Source organism: Microvirgula curvata, from assembly GCF_054781615.1.
The window spans coordinates 1-18,022 of record NZ_BAAGUB010000041.1 but is presented as its reverse complement, the minus strand read 5'-3'; the positions used below and the strand labels follow the sequence as shown (position 1 = coordinate 18,022).

14 protein-coding genes and 2 rRNA genes are annotated in these 18,022 nt (G+C 59.9%); 3 read left to right on the top strand and 13 right to left on the bottom strand.

The genetic code is table 11. The annotated features are described in order from the left end of the window. Nucleotides 1–35 precede the first annotated feature (35 nt). Complete coding sequence (locus ACYVG8_RS19070; protein ID WP_028500260.1) at nucleotides 36–923, bottom strand: LysR family transcriptional regulator; 888 nt, start codon at nucleotides 921–923, stop codon at nucleotides 36–38. Nucleotides 924–1,027: 104 nt separating this feature from the next. Here ACYVG8_RS19070 and ACYVG8_RS19065 point away from each other — a divergent pair, with 104 nt between their 5' ends. Beyond that, complete coding sequence (locus ACYVG8_RS19065) at nucleotides 1,028–2,227, top strand: MFS transporter (RefSeq protein WP_460746606.1); 1,200 nt, start codon at nucleotides 1,028–1,030, stop codon at nucleotides 2,225–2,227. A 118-nt stretch (nucleotides 2,228–2,345) separates the two neighbouring features. Then, complete coding sequence (locus tag ACYVG8_RS19060) at nucleotides 2,346–2,918, top strand: hypothetical protein (RefSeq protein ID WP_460746604.1); 573 nt, start codon at nucleotides 2,346–2,348, stop codon at nucleotides 2,916–2,918. 18 nt (nucleotides 2,919–2,936) lie between these two features. Here ACYVG8_RS19060 and ACYVG8_RS19055 read toward each other — a convergent pair whose 3' ends face one another. The 3 genes from ACYVG8_RS19055 to ACYVG8_RS19045 all read right to left on the bottom strand — a co-directional run bounded on the left by ACYVG8_RS19055 (nucleotide 2,937) and on the right by ACYVG8_RS19045 (nucleotide 9,702). Next, nucleotides 2,937–7,121 carry an RHS repeat domain-containing protein gene (locus tag ACYVG8_RS19055; protein ID WP_460746603.1) on the bottom strand — a complete coding sequence of 1,395 codons (4,185 nt, stop codon included), beginning with the start codon at nucleotides 7,119–7,121 and terminating at the stop codon, nucleotides 2,937–2,939. 16 nt (nucleotides 7,122–7,137) lie between these two features. Continuing rightward, nucleotides 7,138–8,172 (bottom strand): RHS repeat-associated core domain-containing protein, encoded by a 1,035-nt coding sequence (locus ACYVG8_RS19050; RefSeq protein ID WP_460746601.1) that lies wholly within the window; start codon nucleotides 8,170–8,172, stop codon nucleotides 7,138–7,140. A 336-nt stretch (nucleotides 8,173–8,508) separates the two neighbouring features. Further along, the gene (locus ACYVG8_RS19045) at nucleotides 8,509–9,702 is read right to left on the bottom strand and encodes an amino acid aminotransferase (protein ID WP_460746600.1); all 1,194 of its coding nucleotides are present in this window, start codon (nucleotides 9,700–9,702) and stop codon (nucleotides 8,509–8,511) included. A gap of 380 nt (nucleotides 9,703–10,082) precedes the next feature. On the opposite strand from ACYVG8_RS19045, the gene ACYVG8_RS19040 reads away from it, so the two are divergent. Then, nucleotides 10,083–10,805, top strand: a complete 723-nt coding sequence (locus ACYVG8_RS19040) for a hypothetical protein (protein ID WP_156952580.1) — start codon at nucleotides 10,083–10,085, stop codon at nucleotides 10,803–10,805. Between the two features lie 24 nt (nucleotides 10,806–10,829). On the opposite strand, the gene ACYVG8_RS19035 is transcribed toward ACYVG8_RS19040, so the two are convergent. From ACYVG8_RS19035 to rrf (ACYVG8_RS18995), 9 genes are all read right to left on the bottom strand, one after another. After that, the gene (locus tag ACYVG8_RS19035) at nucleotides 10,830–12,782 is read right to left on the bottom strand and encodes a PhoX family protein (protein ID WP_107888974.1); all 1,953 of its coding nucleotides are present in this window, start codon (nucleotides 12,780–12,782) and stop codon (nucleotides 10,830–10,832) included. A 131-nt stretch (nucleotides 12,783–12,913) separates the two neighbouring features. After that, nucleotides 12,914–13,777 (bottom strand): SPOR domain-containing protein, encoded by an 864-nt coding sequence (locus ACYVG8_RS19030; RefSeq protein WP_460746598.1) that lies wholly within the window; start codon nucleotides 13,775–13,777, stop codon nucleotides 12,914–12,916. Continuing rightward, the gene (locus tag ACYVG8_RS19025) at nucleotides 13,771–14,493 is read right to left on the bottom strand and encodes a type III pantothenate kinase (RefSeq protein WP_460746597.1); all 723 of its coding nucleotides are present in this window, start codon (nucleotides 14,491–14,493) and stop codon (nucleotides 13,771–13,773) included. The genes ACYVG8_RS19030 and ACYVG8_RS19025 overlap by 7 nt, the downstream gene beginning before the upstream one ends. Then, nucleotides 14,490–15,428, bottom strand: a complete 939-nt coding sequence (locus ACYVG8_RS19020) for a biotin--[acetyl-CoA-carboxylase] ligase (protein ID WP_028500267.1) — start codon at nucleotides 15,426–15,428, stop codon at nucleotides 14,490–14,492. The genes ACYVG8_RS19025 and ACYVG8_RS19020 overlap by 4 nt, the downstream gene beginning before the upstream one ends. Before the next feature lies 1 nt (nucleotide 15,429). Then, nucleotides 15,430–15,927, bottom strand: coding sequence for a D-glycero-beta-D-manno-heptose 1-phosphate adenylyltransferase (gene rfaE2 / locus ACYVG8_RS19015; RefSeq protein WP_028500268.1), 498 nt, complete (start codon nucleotides 15,925–15,927; stop codon nucleotides 15,430–15,432). After that, nucleotides 15,924–16,760: a ferritin family protein gene (locus ACYVG8_RS19010; RefSeq protein WP_028500269.1), complete on the bottom strand. Its 837-nt coding sequence runs from the start codon at nucleotides 16,758–16,760 to the stop codon at nucleotides 15,924–15,926. The genes rfaE2 and ACYVG8_RS19010 overlap by 4 nt, the downstream gene beginning before the upstream one ends. Before the next feature lie 65 nt (nucleotides 16,761–16,825). Further along, complete coding sequence (locus ACYVG8_RS19005) at nucleotides 16,826–17,590, bottom strand: class I SAM-dependent methyltransferase (protein ID WP_028500270.1); 765 nt, start codon at nucleotides 17,588–17,590, stop codon at nucleotides 16,826–16,828. A 120-nt stretch (nucleotides 17,591–17,710) separates the two neighbouring features. Further along, nucleotides 17,711–17,826 (bottom strand): 5S ribosomal RNA (rrf, locus tag ACYVG8_RS19000). A 94-nt stretch (nucleotides 17,827–17,920) separates the two neighbouring features. Continuing rightward, nucleotides 17,921–18,022, bottom strand: a 5S ribosomal RNA gene (rrf, locus tag ACYVG8_RS18995); the annotation flags it as partial.

Genomic DNA, 18,022 nt, shown 5'->3' with positions numbered 1-18,022 from the left:
CGTCGATTCTAGCCCTGTGGGTCAAGGGTTGGCACTCAATTTTGCGGCGCCGGCACAAAGCCGTCGCGGAACAGGGCGACAAAAGCCTGTGCCGCCGGGCTCGGGCTCCGGCTCCAGACCATGTGCACGGCGCGGCACGGCGCGTCGACAATCGGCCGGCTGATCACGCCGTCGAGCTGCGCGGCACACGCTTCCGGCACCAGCGCAATCGCCAGCCCGCGACGCACGATGCGGGTAATCCAGTCCAGGCTGCCGACCTCGAAGCTGACCCGCCGCTCGACGCCGCTGCGCAAAAAAGCCTCGTCGGTCTGGCATCGCGCCGCCGAGCCGCCGGCATAGTCGACCTGCGGTTCGGCGGACAGGTGCCGCAGCGACAGACCGGGCTCGTCGCCCAGCCGATGTCCCGGCGGCAGCAGGGCGACCAGCTGCTCCCGGCACAGGGACAGGCTGCTGACACGCCCCAGTCCGGCATCGACGCTGACGCCGACAAAGGCCACATCGCAGCTGCCATCGCGAACATGGTCGAGCAGATCCCCGCTGCTGCCGGTATACAGCCGTGCCGCGACGCCAGGATGGCGCTGGTGGAAACGCGCCAGCCATTCAACCGGATCGACATTCGCCAGTGCAGAGAGCGAGCCGACCGTCAGCGTGCCACGCACTTCGCCGCTCGCAGCCGCCACCACTTCGCGTACCTGGCGAACGCCATCCAGCACCTGCCGCGCCACCGGCAGGAACGCCTCGCCGGCCGCGCTCAGGCTGACGCGGCGCGAGGTACGCTCGAACAGCACCACCCCCAGTTCCGCCTCCAGCCGGGCGATCTGGTGGCTCAGTGCGGATTGCACGATATGGCAACGTGCGGCGGCGCGGGTGAAGTTGCGCTCTTCCGCGACGGCCACGGCACAGGCGAGTTGTTTCAGGTCCATGGCATTCATCTTAAAATCAGATTGATGCAATGAGAACAATTCATTGGCGTCATGCGATGCCGGGCGTCAACAATAGGGTACTTCCTCAGCACGACAGAATCCCGATGCCGACCCCCGCTTCCTCCTCCCGCCTGCCGCCGTCGATGGTGGCACTGATGGCCGTCGCCACCGGCCTGACCGTCGCCAGCAACTACTACGCCCAGCCGCTGCTGCACACCATCGCCCGCTATTTTGACCTCAGCATCGCCAGCGCCGGTTTCCTGGTCACCACCGCCCAGCTCGGCTATTCGCTCGGACTGATGCTGCTGGTGCCGCTCGGCGACATCCTCGAACGGCGGCGGCTGATCGTCGGCATGTCGCTGCTGGTCGCCGCCGGCCTGCTGCTGACCGCCTTCGGCCGCCAGTTCTGGCTCATCCTGCTCGGCACGGCGCTGACCGGGCTGTTCTCGGTAGTCGCCCAGGTGCTGGTGCCGTATGCCGCCTCACTGGCCGCGCCATCCGAGCGCGGACGGGTGGTCGGCACCATCATGAGCGGCCTGCTGCTCGGCATCCTGCTTGCACGGACGCTGGCCGGCGCCCTGGCCGCGCTGGGCGGCTGGCAGACCGTCTACTGGGTCGCCGCCATCCTGATGAGCCTGATGGCCTTCGCCCTGTGGCGCACCCTGCCGGCGCACAGGCCGGACACCCGGCTCAGCTACCCGCGCCTGCTGGCTTCGGTGTTCCTGCTGTTTGTCGAGGAGCCGGTACTGCGACTGCGCGCCCTGCTCGGCGCCATCGTGTTCGGCGCCTTCAGTCTGCTGTGGACGCCGATGGCCTTCCTGCTCGCCCGCGCCCCGTTCCACTATTCCGATGCCACCATCGGCCTGTTCGGTCTGGCCGGGGCCGCCGGGGCGCTGGCGGCATCCCGTGCCGGGCGGCTGGCCGACGCCGGGCATGCCGGCCGCGCCACCACCTTCGGTCTGTGCTGCCTGCTGCTGTCATGGCTGCCGATCGCACTGGCCAAGAGCTCGATCGTCGCGTTCGTCATCGGCGTGCTGCTGCTCGATCTGGCGGTCCAGGCCGTGCACGTGACCAACCAGAGCGTGATCTACCGCACCCGGCCGGAGGCGCGCAGCCGTCTGACCGCCGCCTATATGACCTGCTATTTCATCGGCGGCGCACTGGGCTCGGTCACCTCGACCGCCATCTACATGGTCGCCGACTGGACCGGTGTCATGATCGCCGGTGCCGTCCTGACCCTGACCGGGCTGGTCATCTGGTGGTTCAGCACCGAACGGAAAGTGATCGACCGCCACGCGGCCTGATGCCCGGCCCGGCATGTTCCTTGCTATCTTCCTGCCTGTGCCGGCCCCGAACGGGGGCCGGCCGGATGCGCCCCCCACCACCCCGGGCAGGCGCAGACCGATGCCAAGGAGATCCCCCATGCCAGCCCCCTCTTCCCCCGTCACCCTGCTGGTGACTCGCCGGATTGCACCGGAACGCCATGACGACTTCGTTGCCTGGATGCAGCGCGGCCAGCAACTGGCGGCACAGTTTGCCGGCTATCTCGGTTCCGGTACCCTCGCCCCGGCCCCCGGCGACGACAACCATCAGATCGTCTTCCGCTTCAGCGACGATGCCAGTCTGGCGCGCTGGGCCGACTCCCCCGAACGACGCGACTGGTTGCGCCAAGGCACCGGACTGGTGCACGCCAGCCAGGTCCATGAGGCGCGCGGGCTCGATCATGGCTTTGCGGTCGCGCCGCCGCCTCGCTGGAAGCAGGCGGTCACCATCTGGCTGGTGTTTTTCCCGGTCTCGCTGGCATTCACGCTGCTGTTCGGCACCTCGCTGGCCTCGCTGCCGGTCGTGCTGCGCGTGCTGGCCAGTACACTGATGCTGACACCGGTCATGGTGTTCGTCTTTATCCCGTTCGGCACCCGATTACTGCATCGCTGGCTGCACCCGGGCGCAACGACGGTCGCAGGTCTCCTGGACGCTCACGGCAACAGACGCTGAGCAGCAGAATCTCCCCGATCACTCCTCTGGCGGAGGAGGAGGATCGGGCTGATCCGAGGCTGTGTTGTAGATTTTCATGATGACATAGCGACTCTGCGCAGGCGAATAGTTCATTCCATATGCATTCTGCCCGGTAATATACAAATTATAATAACGACGTGCCATTTTTTTTCCACGCATTCTGGGATCATCAACGGTAGAAATAAACATCACCTCCCCATTGATACGGTGAAAAACAGTATACTGTGTCGTATTGTCTTCATTCCCGAGCAAGTAGTGCTGTTCAGCCATTAATTGATCACTGATGTGCAAGCTGAAATCAACCAGATATTCCGTGCCATTTACAACTTGATACTTCATCACATTCCGACCTTCTGCATCATAATCGTAATGATGCAGCAGGGAAGAGGGGCCCGTCGTAACCGTCAAGTCTGAAATATTGTCTTCCCCGGCAAAATCATAGGCGATTGTGTTGAGCGTTTTTTCCCCCATTTTTGAAACGCATCCAGTAATATTGCCTTCACTGTTGCTGGAAAACTGGATGTTGTCCGGCATGCTTACTGTATCAGAGCGGCTATTTTCAACAAGAGAAAGACTGGACTGATTGCTGTATGAATATTTGGCCACATTACTTCCCGTACTGTACTCCGAGGAAAGCTGCTGAATATTACCGATATCATCCATTTTGAATTTCATGGAAATCACACTGTTTCCATATTCATCCCGGCAATCAAGGTCGCCGGTTTTACCCCATGAAACAAGTGTATCAACATCATTGTATACCAGATTTTCTGTCCAGCCTTTACTGGCAATAGCATAGAGATCATAGTGGGCTTTTACCAGGCGCTGGTTTGCATCATACTCCAGATCATATGCCATAAAACCTTCTCCAGCCTTGTCTTCAATTGAAGAATAATAAACCCGTTTCAGCAGACCATATTTACCATACAGGAAGTGCTGCGCGATCCCTGAGTATTGTCCATTTTCTAGTCTTGAAAAATTTTTTATTTCTTTCAAGTTTCCATTCTTGTACCTGGAAAAAATGGACCGTGAAGCAAGTTCGTTATTAACGTAATAGTCCATTTGCTTGACGCCACCATTTTTTTCATATGCGTATTTTATTTTCAGGATGGCAATCCTGACATTCCCCATATAAGAGGCAATCTCAACGGGGCGCCCCTTGATCGTGGAAGTCGTATAGGTTTCAAATACTCCGAAATATCCTTTGATGAAATTTCTCCACTCAACTTTTTCATGGATTACGTTATTGAATTCGTTATACTGGAGAAGGCGACATCCCTCCCAGTCCTCCTCCCCGGTATCGGTATTGGCTGGATACGCGTAAGATTCAGATAAAAGGCCACTCTTGTTATCATATTTGAGTGTCTTGGCAGCCAGTTCATATCCTTTACTGTCAGACACCTTTCGCAGCGTAACCCGATCAAAACTTTTGCTATATTGATATTCAAAAACCCTGCCACTGCTGATGGAAATTCTGTTTGGATTAGTCAAAATCCCTGAAGTCGAATAATCATAACTTTTTTGCACACCATTGATTGTCGATGAAATCTCACGATCAAGCCCATCATAGGAACGAAGCCCAATCGTTGTGCTTGTACCATCATGACTTCCGATTGCTATTTTGACAGCCAGGTCTGCACTGCAATGGGGAGCATACTCGGTTGTTCTTTTCCCGCTGGTACTCCCTGTTTGCTCACTGGGTCGGTCAAATGCATCGTAAGCATAAGTCTGACTCTCTTTACCTGTTGCTGTATATTTTATTTGCCTGTTCAAATCATCATAAACGAACGTTTCCATGATATCCGGGAGCATTTTTGGGTCAGGATTGTCTTTTGAGTAAGTTTTCCTGGTCTGCAATCTGCTCAATTCGTCATAAAATGAGATTTTGTTTTCATATGCAGGAATTTGTAGCACTGCAATGGTGTTGTTCAAATAATCATACGTATATATTTCCTCGCTGCCATCAGGATTTATTTGCGATTTTGGCTCATCAAAAAGTGTCCATGAATATAAAGTTTCCTCTTTGATAATTACCGTGCCATCACTGGAGTAATCAAATTCATTTTTCTTGACCAGCTGATTCACATCATTGTAGAAGCAAGCGAACAGCCGGTATGTTTTTTCATTCCCCCCCTCTCCAACCTTGACCGTTTCCCTGACAACGCGCCCATACATGTCAAGAATCTGATTCGTGGTTAATTTTTCATTGCTGTTTTTTCTGGTGAGGGTGTTTGTATTTGCTGAGTAGCTTATTGTTTCAGCGACTTCAGTTTCTGATCCGTATGAACGCACCGTTTTTTCAAGCAACCCCAGATAGTTGTATTCATAAAGAGTCACCAGCCTGTTTTCATCTACACCACGAATAACATCTGTCGTATTAACATCCTGAACCAGGCTGTTATTTTTTTCCACGTTATCATAACCGATTATGGTTTTCTGGATGATCAGTCCTGAACTGGCCAGTGTATAGGTATAATTGATAGTTGTTTTATATATGTCCGCAGAGATCGTTCCATCTGGGCCCTGCGTGAAAGGCGGCATTTGCTCGATAACTTGTTTGAGTTGCCCAATAAACACCCCTTCTGTTTGGTATGAATATTTTTTTTGTGATTTGCGTGCCTGAATGTCATCAGGATCAGTCGTCCCGGTTGAGAAATTTTCTGTTCCTAGGACAATCAAATCCACACCGGGCATTTTTTCATATGTATAACCATAGCATTTGTTTATGGTGTTCGAAGTCGGATTTATGGCCGACACCGTTTTTTTCTTTGTATAATGAATGAACCCATTGGGGTCTGCAGGACATAGCTCAATACCGGAGGAATTTTTCTCACCTGTGGCAGGATAGTAATCATATTGTTCTCGAATACCATTAAATCCGTCAAAACGAGTCAAATTTGCATCATCATCATACTGGAAGGAAGCGCACTGCTGCCTCAAGTCCAGGCTGCCGTCCTTTTTTGCATCCTGCCAGCAAAGCGTATGTTTGACTGGCAGCATATAAGTCGATGATTGATCATTGGTACCGGTACCTTCGGCAGCGTTCAATTCATAGTCATATAATGAATACTGTCCGGCCTTGACCGTCGAGGGCAGATCTCCAGCAGCCAGAATCTGTTCGCGCATCAACAGATAGAACTTGTTGTACGTGCGCCAGACAACCCTTTTCCTCCCTGTTTTTTCTGTGGTGACAAAACGGAAAGTGCTACTGAGTTTGTCCAGGTTATCTACACCCTCCACCCAGCCAGAAACAACACCAGAGCCCAGATAGTTACTCTCCGATGCAACATGAGCGATTTTTCGAAGAGCAGGATTTTTTACTGTGGATATCACCAGCGATGAGACCGCCAGCACTTCGCAACTCAGTAGATCTGAGTGCTTTAATTTTTGATATTCCAGCGTGGCTATTTGCGTAAATTGCATATACGATGAGACCTTGCTGATTGCAAGGTAATGATCATTATGTGTCTGGTACGCTATCTCATAAATGGTATCGGCCAGTGTGCTTGCTGTCTTTCCCCCGGTTATTTTCGTCAATGCATTTTTTTCTTCAATCGGAGAAAAAATGTAATTCATGACGCAACGCGCACTGGTAACCTGTCGAAAATCACCAGAGGCACTTTGATCGCCGGAGGAAATTTTCTCTGATTTTATCAGAACGGCGCCCCCATTATCCGTCATAACAAAATCCCCTTCGCCCTCCCCCCATTTTATATAAACACTGTACCCGTTTGGACTTCGTATTTCTGTCGTCTTGTTATTTGTTATATATTCAATAGTCCCGTTTTTATTTATTATTTTGTAGCACGCCCCCCCATTGGGATCTACGCCATTTTTTTCAAAAACAAACGTTTGTGTGCGCTGGTATTGCAAATAAAAATCCTGTTCTGTTTCTTCAATAATGTAGCGCTGCCCATTCGACAAAACCAGCATGTCATAGGTTTCGCCATCTTCATAGGTTTGCATTTCCACGCTGGAGAGATTCAATTCCCAACCGACACCGAATCCATAATCGCTTGCATTAAATTGATTAAATCGCAAACAGATATCCAGATCAGGTCCTTGCAGTTTATTGCCGGAGACATGTGCCAATTTTATTGTCCGGATGTACATCCCGGTGCAGGGTTCAATATTATTTACTGACCAATCAATAATATTGAACACATTGGAATAAAACAACATACACCTCTCCCCTCTCTCAGACAGCGCGCCCATTCACAAAACGCAAAGGCTTGCCTAATGTGCTGCCATAAAATGAAAAGTGCGCAAGCCCAACAGGCATGGATCCAGACATAATGCGCGGCACCTGTAGTGCCATTCTTTGGCTTGTTAGCGTCCACGGAGAATCAAAGACAATCACTTTTCTATCCAGCGCACTGGAAATCTTGGCGGCATTAGAACCATACCCCCACTTGCTCGCATGGCAGGACATCAAATAAAGCGGTCCTTGCTGGCTGCTATTTGCATAGGAAGGAAGCAGCAACAGCCTCTGTGCCCATTCGTAGGGTTTGAGAAGTTCTCCCGTAGGTGACTGCAGAGAACGTTGTGGACTTCCATGCGTCATGACCAGTGAACCGTCCCTGAATTTTTCACTGAAGAAAAACATCTCCGTCTTCCTGTCCTTTATCTTTTTCTCATAGTGGTAATATCGCTGCCCTGATGCAAGGCCGTGTATCACACGCCCCTTCAGCTTCGCATAGCCCAGGGTTCCACCACCAAAAACCCCGAAAATACTGGCGGCAACCCCCATCCCCTGAGAGATGTTTTTCAGTGTTCGTGCCGCTTCCGGTTCACGATATTGCAAAGAATCGGCAGCAATCGCGGTGATATTTCTAACCAGGTCCAGCGCCAGGACCACACTTGCAATAACGGCAGTAGCGCCACCCATCGTGGCAATAACCAGGCCCAGCGTAAGAAATCCACTAACCAGTGCAAACAGGCGCCAGGCAGTGTAAAACGTGCTTTGCGCCGCATATCCAGAAGGATCAATATTGTTGACAGGATCACCCTCGCAGAAAGCATAGGGATGCATCCCGCCAACAGAGAATGGGCTGTACGGATCCATACTGAGAAAGCGCTGGATTGAGGGGTCGTAGCTGCGCGCGCCATTACCCATGAAATACAGTGCTCGAGCGTCTCCTACCCAGAGAATCCGCTCCCCATGCAAACCAAGCAATAAATGTTTATGCAAGGGGACAAGTTTCCGGGCGAGATTGCCCGGCATGACATCCATCTCCCCTCTTTTTTTCTGCCTCCTCCCTGACGCATACAGTGAAAAATGGAGGAGGAACCTCTGAACAGAACAGGGCCCATCAGTCGTCAAGACCCGATAGCAGGAAACAACGACGGGCTGCCCAGGACGCATGGCCATATTGAAAGTTCCAGCAAAAAAGAGGTAGCGCAGCAAGTCAATTCATGCCGAATAGAGATGATTGAAATGCTTTCATCCACTTAAATCTTTATAGAGACTCCCTTCTGCTCTTTCACCGCAACCCGCCCGGCGGTCGCCCCAAAAGAAAACGCCGCTTCCGGCCGGAAGCGGCGTTTTTCAGTCAGGCAGCAGGCCGGATCAGGCCAGTACGGCCGCCATGGCCGACGCGACGTAGTCGACATTGCGCGAGTTCAGCCCGGCCACGCAGATGCGGCCGGAGCGAACCAGATAGACGCCAAACTCTTCACGCAGGCGATCGACCTGGGCCGGGGTCAGCCCGGTGTAGCTGAACATCCCGCGTTGCGACAGGAAATAGCTGAAATCACGGCCCGGCACCCTGGCCGTCAGCACATCGAACAGCGACTGGCGCATGGCCTTGATGCGTTCCCGCATCCCGGCCACTTCACCTTCCCATTCCGCCCGCAGTCCCGGGTCGAGCATCACCCGCGCCGCGACCTTGGCGCCGTGGGTGTTCGGACTGGAGTAGTTGCGACGCACGGTGAATTTCAGCTGGCCGAGCACCACGGCGGCTTCGTCACGGTCACGGCAGACCACGGACAGCCCGCCACAGCGTTCGCCGTAGTAGGACAGGTTCTTCGAGAACGAATTGCTTACAAAGTAGCTGACACCAGCCTCGGCCAGTGCGCGAATGGCGAACGCATCCTGCTCCAGCCCGTCGCCGAAGCCCTGATAGGCGATGTCGAGGAACGGCACCAGCTCACGGTCGCGCAGTACCGGAATCAGGCGCGTCCATTGCTCGCGCGACAGGTCGACGCCGGTCGGGTTGTGGCAGCACGGATGCAGCAGCACGATGCTGCGCGCCGGCAGGGCTTCCAGCGCGGCCAGCATGGCCTCGAAGCGCACACCGCCAGTGGCCGCGTCGTAGTACGGATAGGTGTTCACCACCATGCCGGCACCTTCGAAGATGGCGCGGTGATTGTCCCAGGTCGGGTCACTGACCCAGACGCCGCTGTCGGGGAAGTAGCACTTGAGGAAATCAGCGCCGATCTTCAGCGCGCCGGACGCACCGATGGTCTGGATGGTGGCGACCCGGCCGTCGCGCAGCACCGCGCTGTCGCTGCCGAACAGCAGGCCCTGGACGGCGGTGCGGTACTCGGCCAGCCCTTCCATCGGCAGGTACGGGCGCGGGCCGGTCTCGCCGGCATGGGCCGCTTCGGCCTTCCTGACCGATGGCAGCAACGGAATGCGGCCTTCTTCGTCGTAGTACAGGCCGATGCCCAGATTGACCTTGGTCGGTCTCGGGTCCTGGTGGAATTTTTCGACGAGCGTCAGGATCGGGTCGCCGGGATAGGCGTCAACGTGTTCGAACATGGTCGGAATGCTCTGCTGGGTGTGAAAACGGGTTTGGCGCCGGGCGGTGTTTGCGGAGGGCTCCGCGTCCGGTCGTCGATCAACCTAACATTGCCACCGATCGGCGCAAAAAACCATCATCAGTCATCGACCTGTCCCGCCATGGCCGTGCCCGCCTGCCGCATCGCGCCGTCATGCCGTTACCGGTACCCGCCTGCCGGGCAGGATGCCTGTGTCGTGAAAAGTGGTGGAAAGGCTGACAGCGGCACCGCCGCCGTGTAGCGTGTGGCCCGGCGTTCCGTGTTCTCTTTCCGGTTCGCCAGCCATCCGGATTTCCGCAGCGGCGCACACCGGCCCGATCCGGTCCCCGCCGTTGCCCCAACGTTCCAGGAGAGACCCTCATGCGACCCATGCTCCGGCTTGCCGCCGCAGTACTGGCCCTCGGCCTTGCCGCCTGCCAGACGCCTCCCCGCACACCGGCCGCTTCTGCCGGTGCCCGCCCGCTGCCGTCAGCAGCCGCCGACACGCGCATCGACCAGCCTCGCGATCAGGCCGAGCTGCTGGCAGTCATCGCCCAGCACCACCAGGATGTCATCGACGCCTCGGTCATGCTGTTTCCCCGCGTCCGCTCACCGGTCTGGAAGGCCTATCTGAGCGACACCATCAAGACCCAGGCCAATGAACTTCGCCAGGTCCGCGCACTGCAGGAACAGCTCGGCGGCACCCCGCGCGAAGTGGCCGCCCGGCCGTTTCCCGACTTGCTGAGCGGCAGCGTGACCGACGCCACCACCCGCTACCAGCAGGCCAAGGACGCGCGGGACGACGTGCTGCGTCAGCAACTGGCCGCCGGCAACCAGCTCGCCGCCGGTCCGCAGCTTGCCGGTCTGGTCGACAAGCTGTCGACCCGCCTGCCGGATGAACCGGCCCGCCTGGCCCGGCTCGCCGACGAGGACCCGACCCGCGCGCCGGCCGCCACCCGGGCCGGCAGACACGCCGACAGCGCCAGACATGGCTCCGCCCGCAAGCATCAGGCCGGCAGCAGGAAGGCCCATGCCAGTGCCGGCAAGAAGAGCAGCAAGGCCAGCGCGACCCGGTCTTCTTCGAAGAAGAAGCACAAGAAGTAGGTCGCGCCCGGCCTCCGGACCCGGTCAGACGCCGATGACGCCACCGTCGCGGCGGCGGATCACCACGGTCGCCGAACGCGGCCGGCCGCCGGCATCGCCGTCCGGCCAGCTCGACACCGCCTTCGGCTGCGCCGGGTCCGAACGCTCGCTGGACGTTTCACCCGGGTGCTGGATATTGACGAACAGGGTGCGGTTGTCCGGCGTGAACGCCAGGCCGGTGATTTCGCAGCCGTTCGGACCGGTCAGGAAGCGGCGCACCTGACCGGTCTCCGGCAGGGTCGCCAGCATCTGGTTGTTGCCCATGTTCGCGTATTCCTTCTGGTTCAGCGTGCTGGTCGACACGTCGGTCTGAATCCACAGGATGCCGTTGCTGCTGAACTTCAGCCCGTCCGGGCTGCCGAACGCGTCGCCATTGACCGTGCCCTTGCTGGCGCCGTCCAGCGTCGGGTTGCCGGCCAGCGCGAACAGATCCCACTTGAAGCTGTCGCTGGTCGGATCATTGCCGGCTTCCTGCCAGCGGATGATGTGGCCGAAGATATTCTTCGCACGCGGATTGGCCGCGTCGGTGCCCGGCTTGCCATCGGTGCCGCGCTCGCTGTTGTTGGTCAGCGTGCAGTACAGCTCCCACGGACGCTCCGGATGGACGGCAATCCACTCCGGACGGTCCATTTTGGTCGCCCCGACCTTGTCGGCAGCGCGGCGGGTGTGGATCAGCACCTCGGCCTGATCGCGGAAGCCGTTGTCGGCGGTCAGCCCGTGCTGGCCATGCACCAGCGGCAGCCAGCGCCCACCGTTGTCATCGTCGAAGCGGGCGACATACAGCGTGCCCTGATCGAGCAGGGTGCGGTTGGCCTTGCGGTCGTGCGGCTTGTACTTGCCGCTGGACACGAATTTGTAGATGTACTCGAAACGCTGGTCGTCGCCCATGTACACCACCACCCGGCCGTCCGGCGCCAGCGAGACCGTCGCGCCCTCATGCTTGACCCGGCCGAGCGCAGTCCGCTTCACCGGCCGGGACTTCGCGTCGTACGGATCGATTTCCACCACCCAGCCGAAGCGGTACGGCTCGTTCGGCGTCACCTGGCGGTCGAAGCGGAAATCGCGTTCACTCCAGCGATAGCCGGCATCCTGCGCCTTGATGCCGTAGCGCTTGTCGTCCTCGGTCAGGGTGCCGTTGTTGGCGAAGAAATCGCTCCAGTTCTCCTCGCAGGTCAGATAGGTGCCCCACGGCGTCTGCCCATTGGCACAGTTGTTGAACGTGCCGAGTACGGTCGTGCCTTTCGGATCGGCCTCGGTCCGCATCAGCGCATGGCCGCGCGCCGGACCGGCGATGTCACAGGGTGTCTGCGCGGTAATGCGCCGGGCGAACGACGACGGGCGTACCACCCGCCAGTTGTCGCCGGCATGCTCGACTTCGATCACTGACACGCCAACGGCGGCCTGGGCCTTGGCCACTTTGGCCTCGCTCCAGTCTTTCATGCCGTCAGGATGAAGCAGCCCGTCGTCGATATATTCGTGGTTGATTGCCAGCAGGCCGCGGCGCGAGCTCTGCGCACCGAACGGCAGCGCAAAGTACGCCATGCCGTCATGGTGCATGCCGGCCTGCACCGCCTGCTCGGCGGCGGTATTGCTGGCATCAGGCTTGAAGGCCGGCATCCGGCCCCGGATGCCGGTCGGGTCACCCCAGGCGTACAGCACCTCGGCCGTATAGCCGTCCGGCACCACCACGCTGTCGCGCACGGCGATCGGTACCGGCTCGAAGGCCAGCGCCACCGCTCTGGCGACCGGGGCCGGCGTGGCCGCCTCCGCGAGGCCGGCCAGCGGCGCGAACAAGGGCGAGAACAGGCCGGCGGCCACCGCGCCGGCGCCGCCCTTCAGCAGGCTGCGACGCGACAGTTGCGCGCTGACCAGGTCGGAAAAAGCGCGGTTATCGCTGGAATTGACGATGCTGTCGTCGGTCTTGATCAGTTTGCTCACGGCGCACGATTTCAGGTCATGGAAATGACCGCCACGCTATCGTCATGACATGACTGCACAGTGAAAAACCGATGAACAAATGATGACGGCCGGTCATTGACCGGCCGTTGGGCGAAACCGCAATCGCGGTTCTACTGGCAGCGACGCGTCTGCAGGCTGGCCTTCGGCCACTGCCCGGCGATCTTGCGCACCGCGCCGGCTTCGGCCGGTTCCAGCCCGTCGAACAGGAATCGGGTCTGCTTGATGCCCTTGCCGCGCGACTCGATGTCGGCACCGGTAATGCCGGCAGCGCTCAGCTTGGCGACAAAGGCCCTGGCCGCGCTTTCCTGGCTGAACAGCCCGAGCGACAGCGCGTTCTTGTTCGGTTCGTTGGCAACGACGTAATTGTCGAAACCCTTGCCCTTCAGTTCGAGCGAGCGGGAATTGGCGGCGGCGCGATCGGCAGCCGGCGGCAGGTACACCCAGTGCTTGCCGGTCGGACGGCCCCCGGTCTCGCTGACGCTTTCCTTCGCCTTCAGGCCCTGCTTGCCGAGTGCGGCGCGTACCGATGCCACATCCTGCTCACCGAAGGCACCCAGCGCCAGACACACCCGGGGAACGGCCGGCTTGCTGTCGGCGGTTTTCTCCGCCTTCGTGGCCGGTTTGTCTGCCGGTTTGTCTGCCGGTTTGTCTGCCGGTTTGTCTGCCGGCTTGTCAGTCCCGCTGGCGACAGGGGCGTCAGCCGGTTTGTCGGCAGCTTTCCCGGCCGGGGTATCCGCCGGTTTCGCTGCGGCGGCCTCACCCGTCTTCGCCGTATCGGCCGGTGCCGGGCCGGCATCGGCCGTCGGTTTCGCGCTGGCCAGCACGGCCTCGGCCTCGCTGGGCGCGAGCCGGCTCGCCTGATGGGCATTGAATTCGTACGGGGCGGTATACACCTCGTGCGGCATTTCGAGCGAAATCACCGTCGCCGCGACCAGGTTGGCCACGACCAGTGAGGCAAAAATCCATTTCAACATAGCGGTTGGGCGACCAGTGCCAGTCCGGAAAGAACCAGATTATCCACAATCGCCGCCGGTACGGCGAGATGAGACATCAGCATCATGCCATCCCCCCCGCCAATCAGGATGCGGACCGGGCGGCCAAGGTCGGCGGAAAAGCGTGCGGCGCGGCGCTCCACCGGCGCCACCAGCGCATCGATGCAGCCGGACAGGATTGCGTCGGCGGTCTGCTGCGGATAAGCGGCATAGTCCCCTTCCGGGTAGCCGAGCCGGGCAGTTCCCCGTGCCAGGCTCTGCCGCATCAGCGCAAATCCGGGGGCAATGGTGCCGCCGCGAAACATGCCGTCGCGGTCCAGGCAGTCGAGGGTCAGCGCGGTGCCGGCACTGACCACCAGCAGGTCACCGCCGGGCTCATGGTGGGCACCGATCAGTGCTGCCCAGCGGTCCGCGCCCAGCCGGGCCGGATCACGGTAGCCATTGCGCACGCCGGCCCGCTCCGCCGTCGGCTGCAGCCACTCGACCGGCAGTCCGACCAGCGCGGCGATGGCGCGGTTGTCGGCCGGCGAGGCCACGCTGGCGCCGACGACCCGTTGCGGCGGTGTCTGCGCCACCGCCAGCCCCAGCGGGGTCAGATCGTCATGCGGGCAGGCGTGTACCGGCCCGGGACGTCCGTCAGCACCGAGCCAGGCCCATTTGACCCGGGTATTGCCGGCATCGATCAGCAGCGTGCTCATGCCATCCTCAGGCTGACATCGCCGGCATGCACCACAATGTCTCCGCTGGCGGTGCGTACCCGCAGCGCACCGGTTGCGTCGACGCCGATCGCGATGCCATGCACGATATTCCCGTCCGGCTGATGCACGGCAATTGCCTGTCCCTGCCAGGCGAACAGCCGCTGCCATTCGTCGCGCAGCGCATCGAAGCCTTCGCGGGCGAACAGGTCCAGCACGTCACCGAGTTCGGCCAGCAGCCGTCCGGCGATCGCGTTGCGGCCAAGTTCCGGCCGGATGCTGCGCGTGCCGGTCACCGGCTGGTCGACGACGGCCGGCGGCGTCAGATTGATGCCGATGCCGATCACCACCGCCGTCGGGCCCAGACTGTCGCCGGCCAGTTCGATCAGGATGCCGGCCAGCTTTCGCCCGTCCATCAGCACGTCGTTCGGCCACTTGAGCGCCACCGGCAGCCCGAAATGGGCCAGTGCCCGCACGATGGCCACCCCGACCGCCAGCGACAGGCCGGACAGGCGACCTATGCCGCCCTCGAAGCGCCACAGGGCGGAAAAGGTCAGCGACTCGCCGACCCGCGCCTGCCAGCGACGGCCGCGGCGGCCACGGCCGGCAGTCTGGACTTCGGCAAACAGCGCCAGCCCGCCCGGGCAGCCGTTGCCGGCCCGGGTCAGCAGGGCGGTATTGGTCGAATCGATTTCGTCGGCAATCTCGACATTCCAGCCACCGCCGGCCAGCGCGGAGATGGTGCGGGCATCGCACCATTCGATCGCCGGCGTCAGCCGGTAGCCACGGCCGCGTACATGCTGCAGCGTCAGCCCGTAGTCACGTTCCAGGGTCTGCACCAGTTGCCACACGTGCGAACGCGAGCGACCCAGTTGCGTGGCCAGCACTTCGCCGGAATGGAATTGCCCGTCGCCGAGCGTGCGCAGCAATGCAAACATGTCAGCGTCCCTGCGTATCGCGAATGCGGGCGAGGGTGGCCGTGGTGGAAGTGGCGTGCAGGAACGGTATCGAGTGCACCTGTCCGCCACGGGCAAGCACCTCGCGGCTGCCGACAATGCGGTCAGGAGTCCAGTCGCCGCCCTTGACCAGCACGTCCGGGCGGACCAGCCCGATCAGATCGGCCGGCGTGTCGCTGTCGAACCAGGTCACCAGGTCGACGCAGGCCAGCGCGGCCATTACTGCCGCGCGGTTCTCCAGTGCATTGACCGGGCGGTCGTCGCCCTTGCCCTGCCGTCGCACCGAGGCATCGGTATTCAGCGCGACAATCAGTGCCTGCCCAAGCGCACGCGCCTGGGCCAGGTAGGTCACATGGCCGCGGTGAAGAATGTCGAAACAGCCGTTGGTAAAGACCAGCGGCCTCGGCATGGTGTCCAGCCGGGCGGCAAGCGCCTCCGGCGGACAGATTTTCTGCTCGAAATCAGGTAATGGATAGTTCATGCGGCTGGGCTTGCGCCGAGCGTTTTGCGGTAGCGATTGAGGGCCTGCACCGTGTCCAGCTCGACGCCGAATAGACTCGACAAGTTGCGCAGGATACCACCGACCACGCGCTGCTCCCATTCGCTGCCGAAACGGATCTTCTGCGTCAGCCAGTCTTCGAGCCAGTCCGGGTCCGGCAGCCGGCTCTGCACCGTATCGTTCGGGAACAGCGACTGGTTCACGTGCAGGTTGGTCGGGTGCAGCGGCTTGCCGGCACGGGCCGAGGCAGCCATCAGCATGCCGATTTTGGCAAAGGCAGTACGGGCTTCGTCACCATGCTGCTCGATCGCCCGCTTCATGTATTTCAGATAGGCGCCGCCATGGCGCGCTTCGTCATGTGACAGGGTGCGGTAGATATGCTTGATCACCGGTTCCGAGTGCCATTCGGATGCACAGCGGTACCACTGGGTCAGCCGGAGTTCGCCGCAGAAGTGCAGCATCAGCGTCTCCAGCTTCGGGGCCGGATCGAACTCGAAGCGCACCGCATGCAGTTCGGCCTCGGTCGGCACCAGTTCGGGACGGAAGCGACGCAGGTACTCCATCAGCACCAGCGAGTGCTTCTGTTCCTCGTAGAACCAGATCGACATGAAAGCGGAAAAGTCGCTGTCATCCTTGTTGTCGCGCAGGAACATCTCGGTCGCCGGCAGCGCCGACCATTCGGTGATGGCATTCATCCGGACGGTCTGCGCCTGCTCGTCGGTCAGCTTGTCGGCGTCGAATTCCTCCCACGGAATGTCGGTCGCCATGTTCCAGCGTGCTTTTTCCAACTGGGCATACAGCTCGGGGTACAGCATCTGAGACTCCATATAGTCGAGTATTCGCTCTATTCTACCGGACATGAGACATTATTTGACTTACATCAAACAAGGTTCATTCCCTTTCGCCCGACCCGCAACTTCAGCGGCCAGCGCAGGCGGCGCGTTTCGTCGTCCGGCCATAACCGTTCCAGCGCCGGGACGATCGCTGCGCGCGGATCGCGGCCGGTCGCTTCCCCGGCCAGACGGGTGGCAGACCAGCTGCCCAGGTAACCGAGCAGCTGGGCGCGGCTCCAGTCGGCCTCCAGCGTGAATGCGGGTGCCGGCAGCTCGGCAAACGGCCAGTCCAGCGTGGCATAGCCCTGTTCGACCCAGGCCCGCTGCGGTGGCCAGTAGGCGCCGACCACATCGTGATAATAAGTCTCCAGCACCAGATCGAGCGCGGCATCGTCGCTGGCGAACTGCTGGTAGCACCAGGCAGCGATCAGCCCGCCAGGCCGCAGCACGCGCCAGGCTTCGGCAAAGAAGCGCGGATGGTCGAACCAGTGCAGGGCCTGGGCCACGGTCAGCAGATCCACGCAGTCGTCCGCCGCCGACAGCTGTTCGGCCGGTTCGCAGCGCGTTTCCACATTTGTCCACGCCGGCATGCGGGCCAGTTGCCCGGCGCTGGCATCACTGGCCAGTACCCGCTCGAAGCGGTCCACCAGCCCGGCCACCGCCTGGCCGTTGCCGGTCGCCACATCGAGCGCCAGCCGGCGAGAGTCGACCGCCGCCGCCAGCCAGTCGAACAGGGCATCCGGATAGCGCGGCCGGAAGTCGGCATAGGCATCGGCCACGGCAGAGAAATGATCGGGAAAGGATGAGCTCATCGGTACCGCCTCCTGTCAGGCATACGCCCGGACACTAGCATAGTCCCGATGTCGGTCCCGTGAACGGGGCCACAAATGAAGAAACCCCTTCGTACTCGGTACGAAGGGGTTCGGCAGGGGGTCCGGCGGTGACCTACTTTCGCATGGGCAAGTGCCACACTATCATCGGCGCAAAGCAGTTTCACGGTCCTGTTCGGGATGGGAAGGGGTGGTGCCCGCTCGCTATGGCCGCCGGAAAAGACGGTTGGCTGCCGGGACATGTCCCCACAGCCTGAATCATGCTGGATAAAAGAAGCCCTCCGTGCATGGCACGGAGGGGTTCAGTATAGGACCTGGCGGTGACCTACTTTCGCATGGGCAAGTGCCACACTATCATCGGCGCAAAGCAGTTTCACGGTCCTGTTCGGGATGGGAAGGGGTGGTTCCCGCTCG

Coding starts and splice junctions, on each gene's coding strand:
- ACYVG8_RS19060 (WP_460746604.1), top strand. CDS start 2,346: ATGCCAGCCCCCTCTTCCCCCGTCACCCTGCTGGTGACTCGCCGGATT.
- ACYVG8_RS19045 (WP_460746600.1), bottom strand. CDS start 9,702: ATGTTCGAACACGTTGACGCCTATCCCGGCGACCCGATCCTGACGCTC.
- ACYVG8_RS19050 (WP_460746601.1), bottom strand. CDS start 8,172: ATGGATGTCATGCCGGGCAATCTCGCCCGGAAACTTGTCCCCTTGCAT.
- ACYVG8_RS19020 (WP_028500267.1), bottom strand. CDS start 15,428: ATGTTTGCATTGCTGCGCACGCTCGGCGACGGGCAATTCCATTCCGGC.
- ACYVG8_RS19070 (WP_028500260.1), bottom strand. CDS start 923: ATGGACCTGAAACAACTCGCCTGTGCCGTGGCCGTCGCGGAAGAGCGC.
- ACYVG8_RS19005 (WP_028500270.1), bottom strand. CDS start 17,590: ATGAGCTCATCCTTTCCCGATCATTTCTCTGCCGTGGCCGATGCCTAT.
- ACYVG8_RS19040 (WP_156952580.1), top strand. CDS start 10,083: ATGCGACCCATGCTCCGGCTTGCCGCCGCAGTACTGGCCCTCGGCCTT.
- rfaE2 (WP_028500268.1), bottom strand. CDS start 15,927: ATGAACTATCCATTACCTGATTTCGAGCAGAAAATCTGTCCGCCGGAG.
- ACYVG8_RS19025 (WP_460746597.1), bottom strand. CDS start 14,493: ATGAGCACGCTGCTGATCGATGCCGGCAATACCCGGGTCAAATGGGCC.
- ACYVG8_RS19010 (WP_028500269.1), bottom strand. CDS start 16,760: ATGCTGTACCCCGAGCTGTATGCCCAGTTGGAAAAAGCACGCTGGAAC.
- ACYVG8_RS19030 (WP_460746598.1), bottom strand. CDS start 13,777: ATGTTGAAATGGATTTTTGCCTCACTGGTCGTGGCCAACCTGGTCGCG.
- ACYVG8_RS19065 (WP_460746606.1), top strand. CDS start 1,028: ATGCCGACCCCCGCTTCCTCCTCCCGCCTGCCGCCGTCGATGGTGGCA.
- ACYVG8_RS19055 (WP_460746603.1), bottom strand. CDS start 7,121: ATGTTGTTTTATTCCAATGTGTTCAATATTATTGATTGGTCAGTAAAT.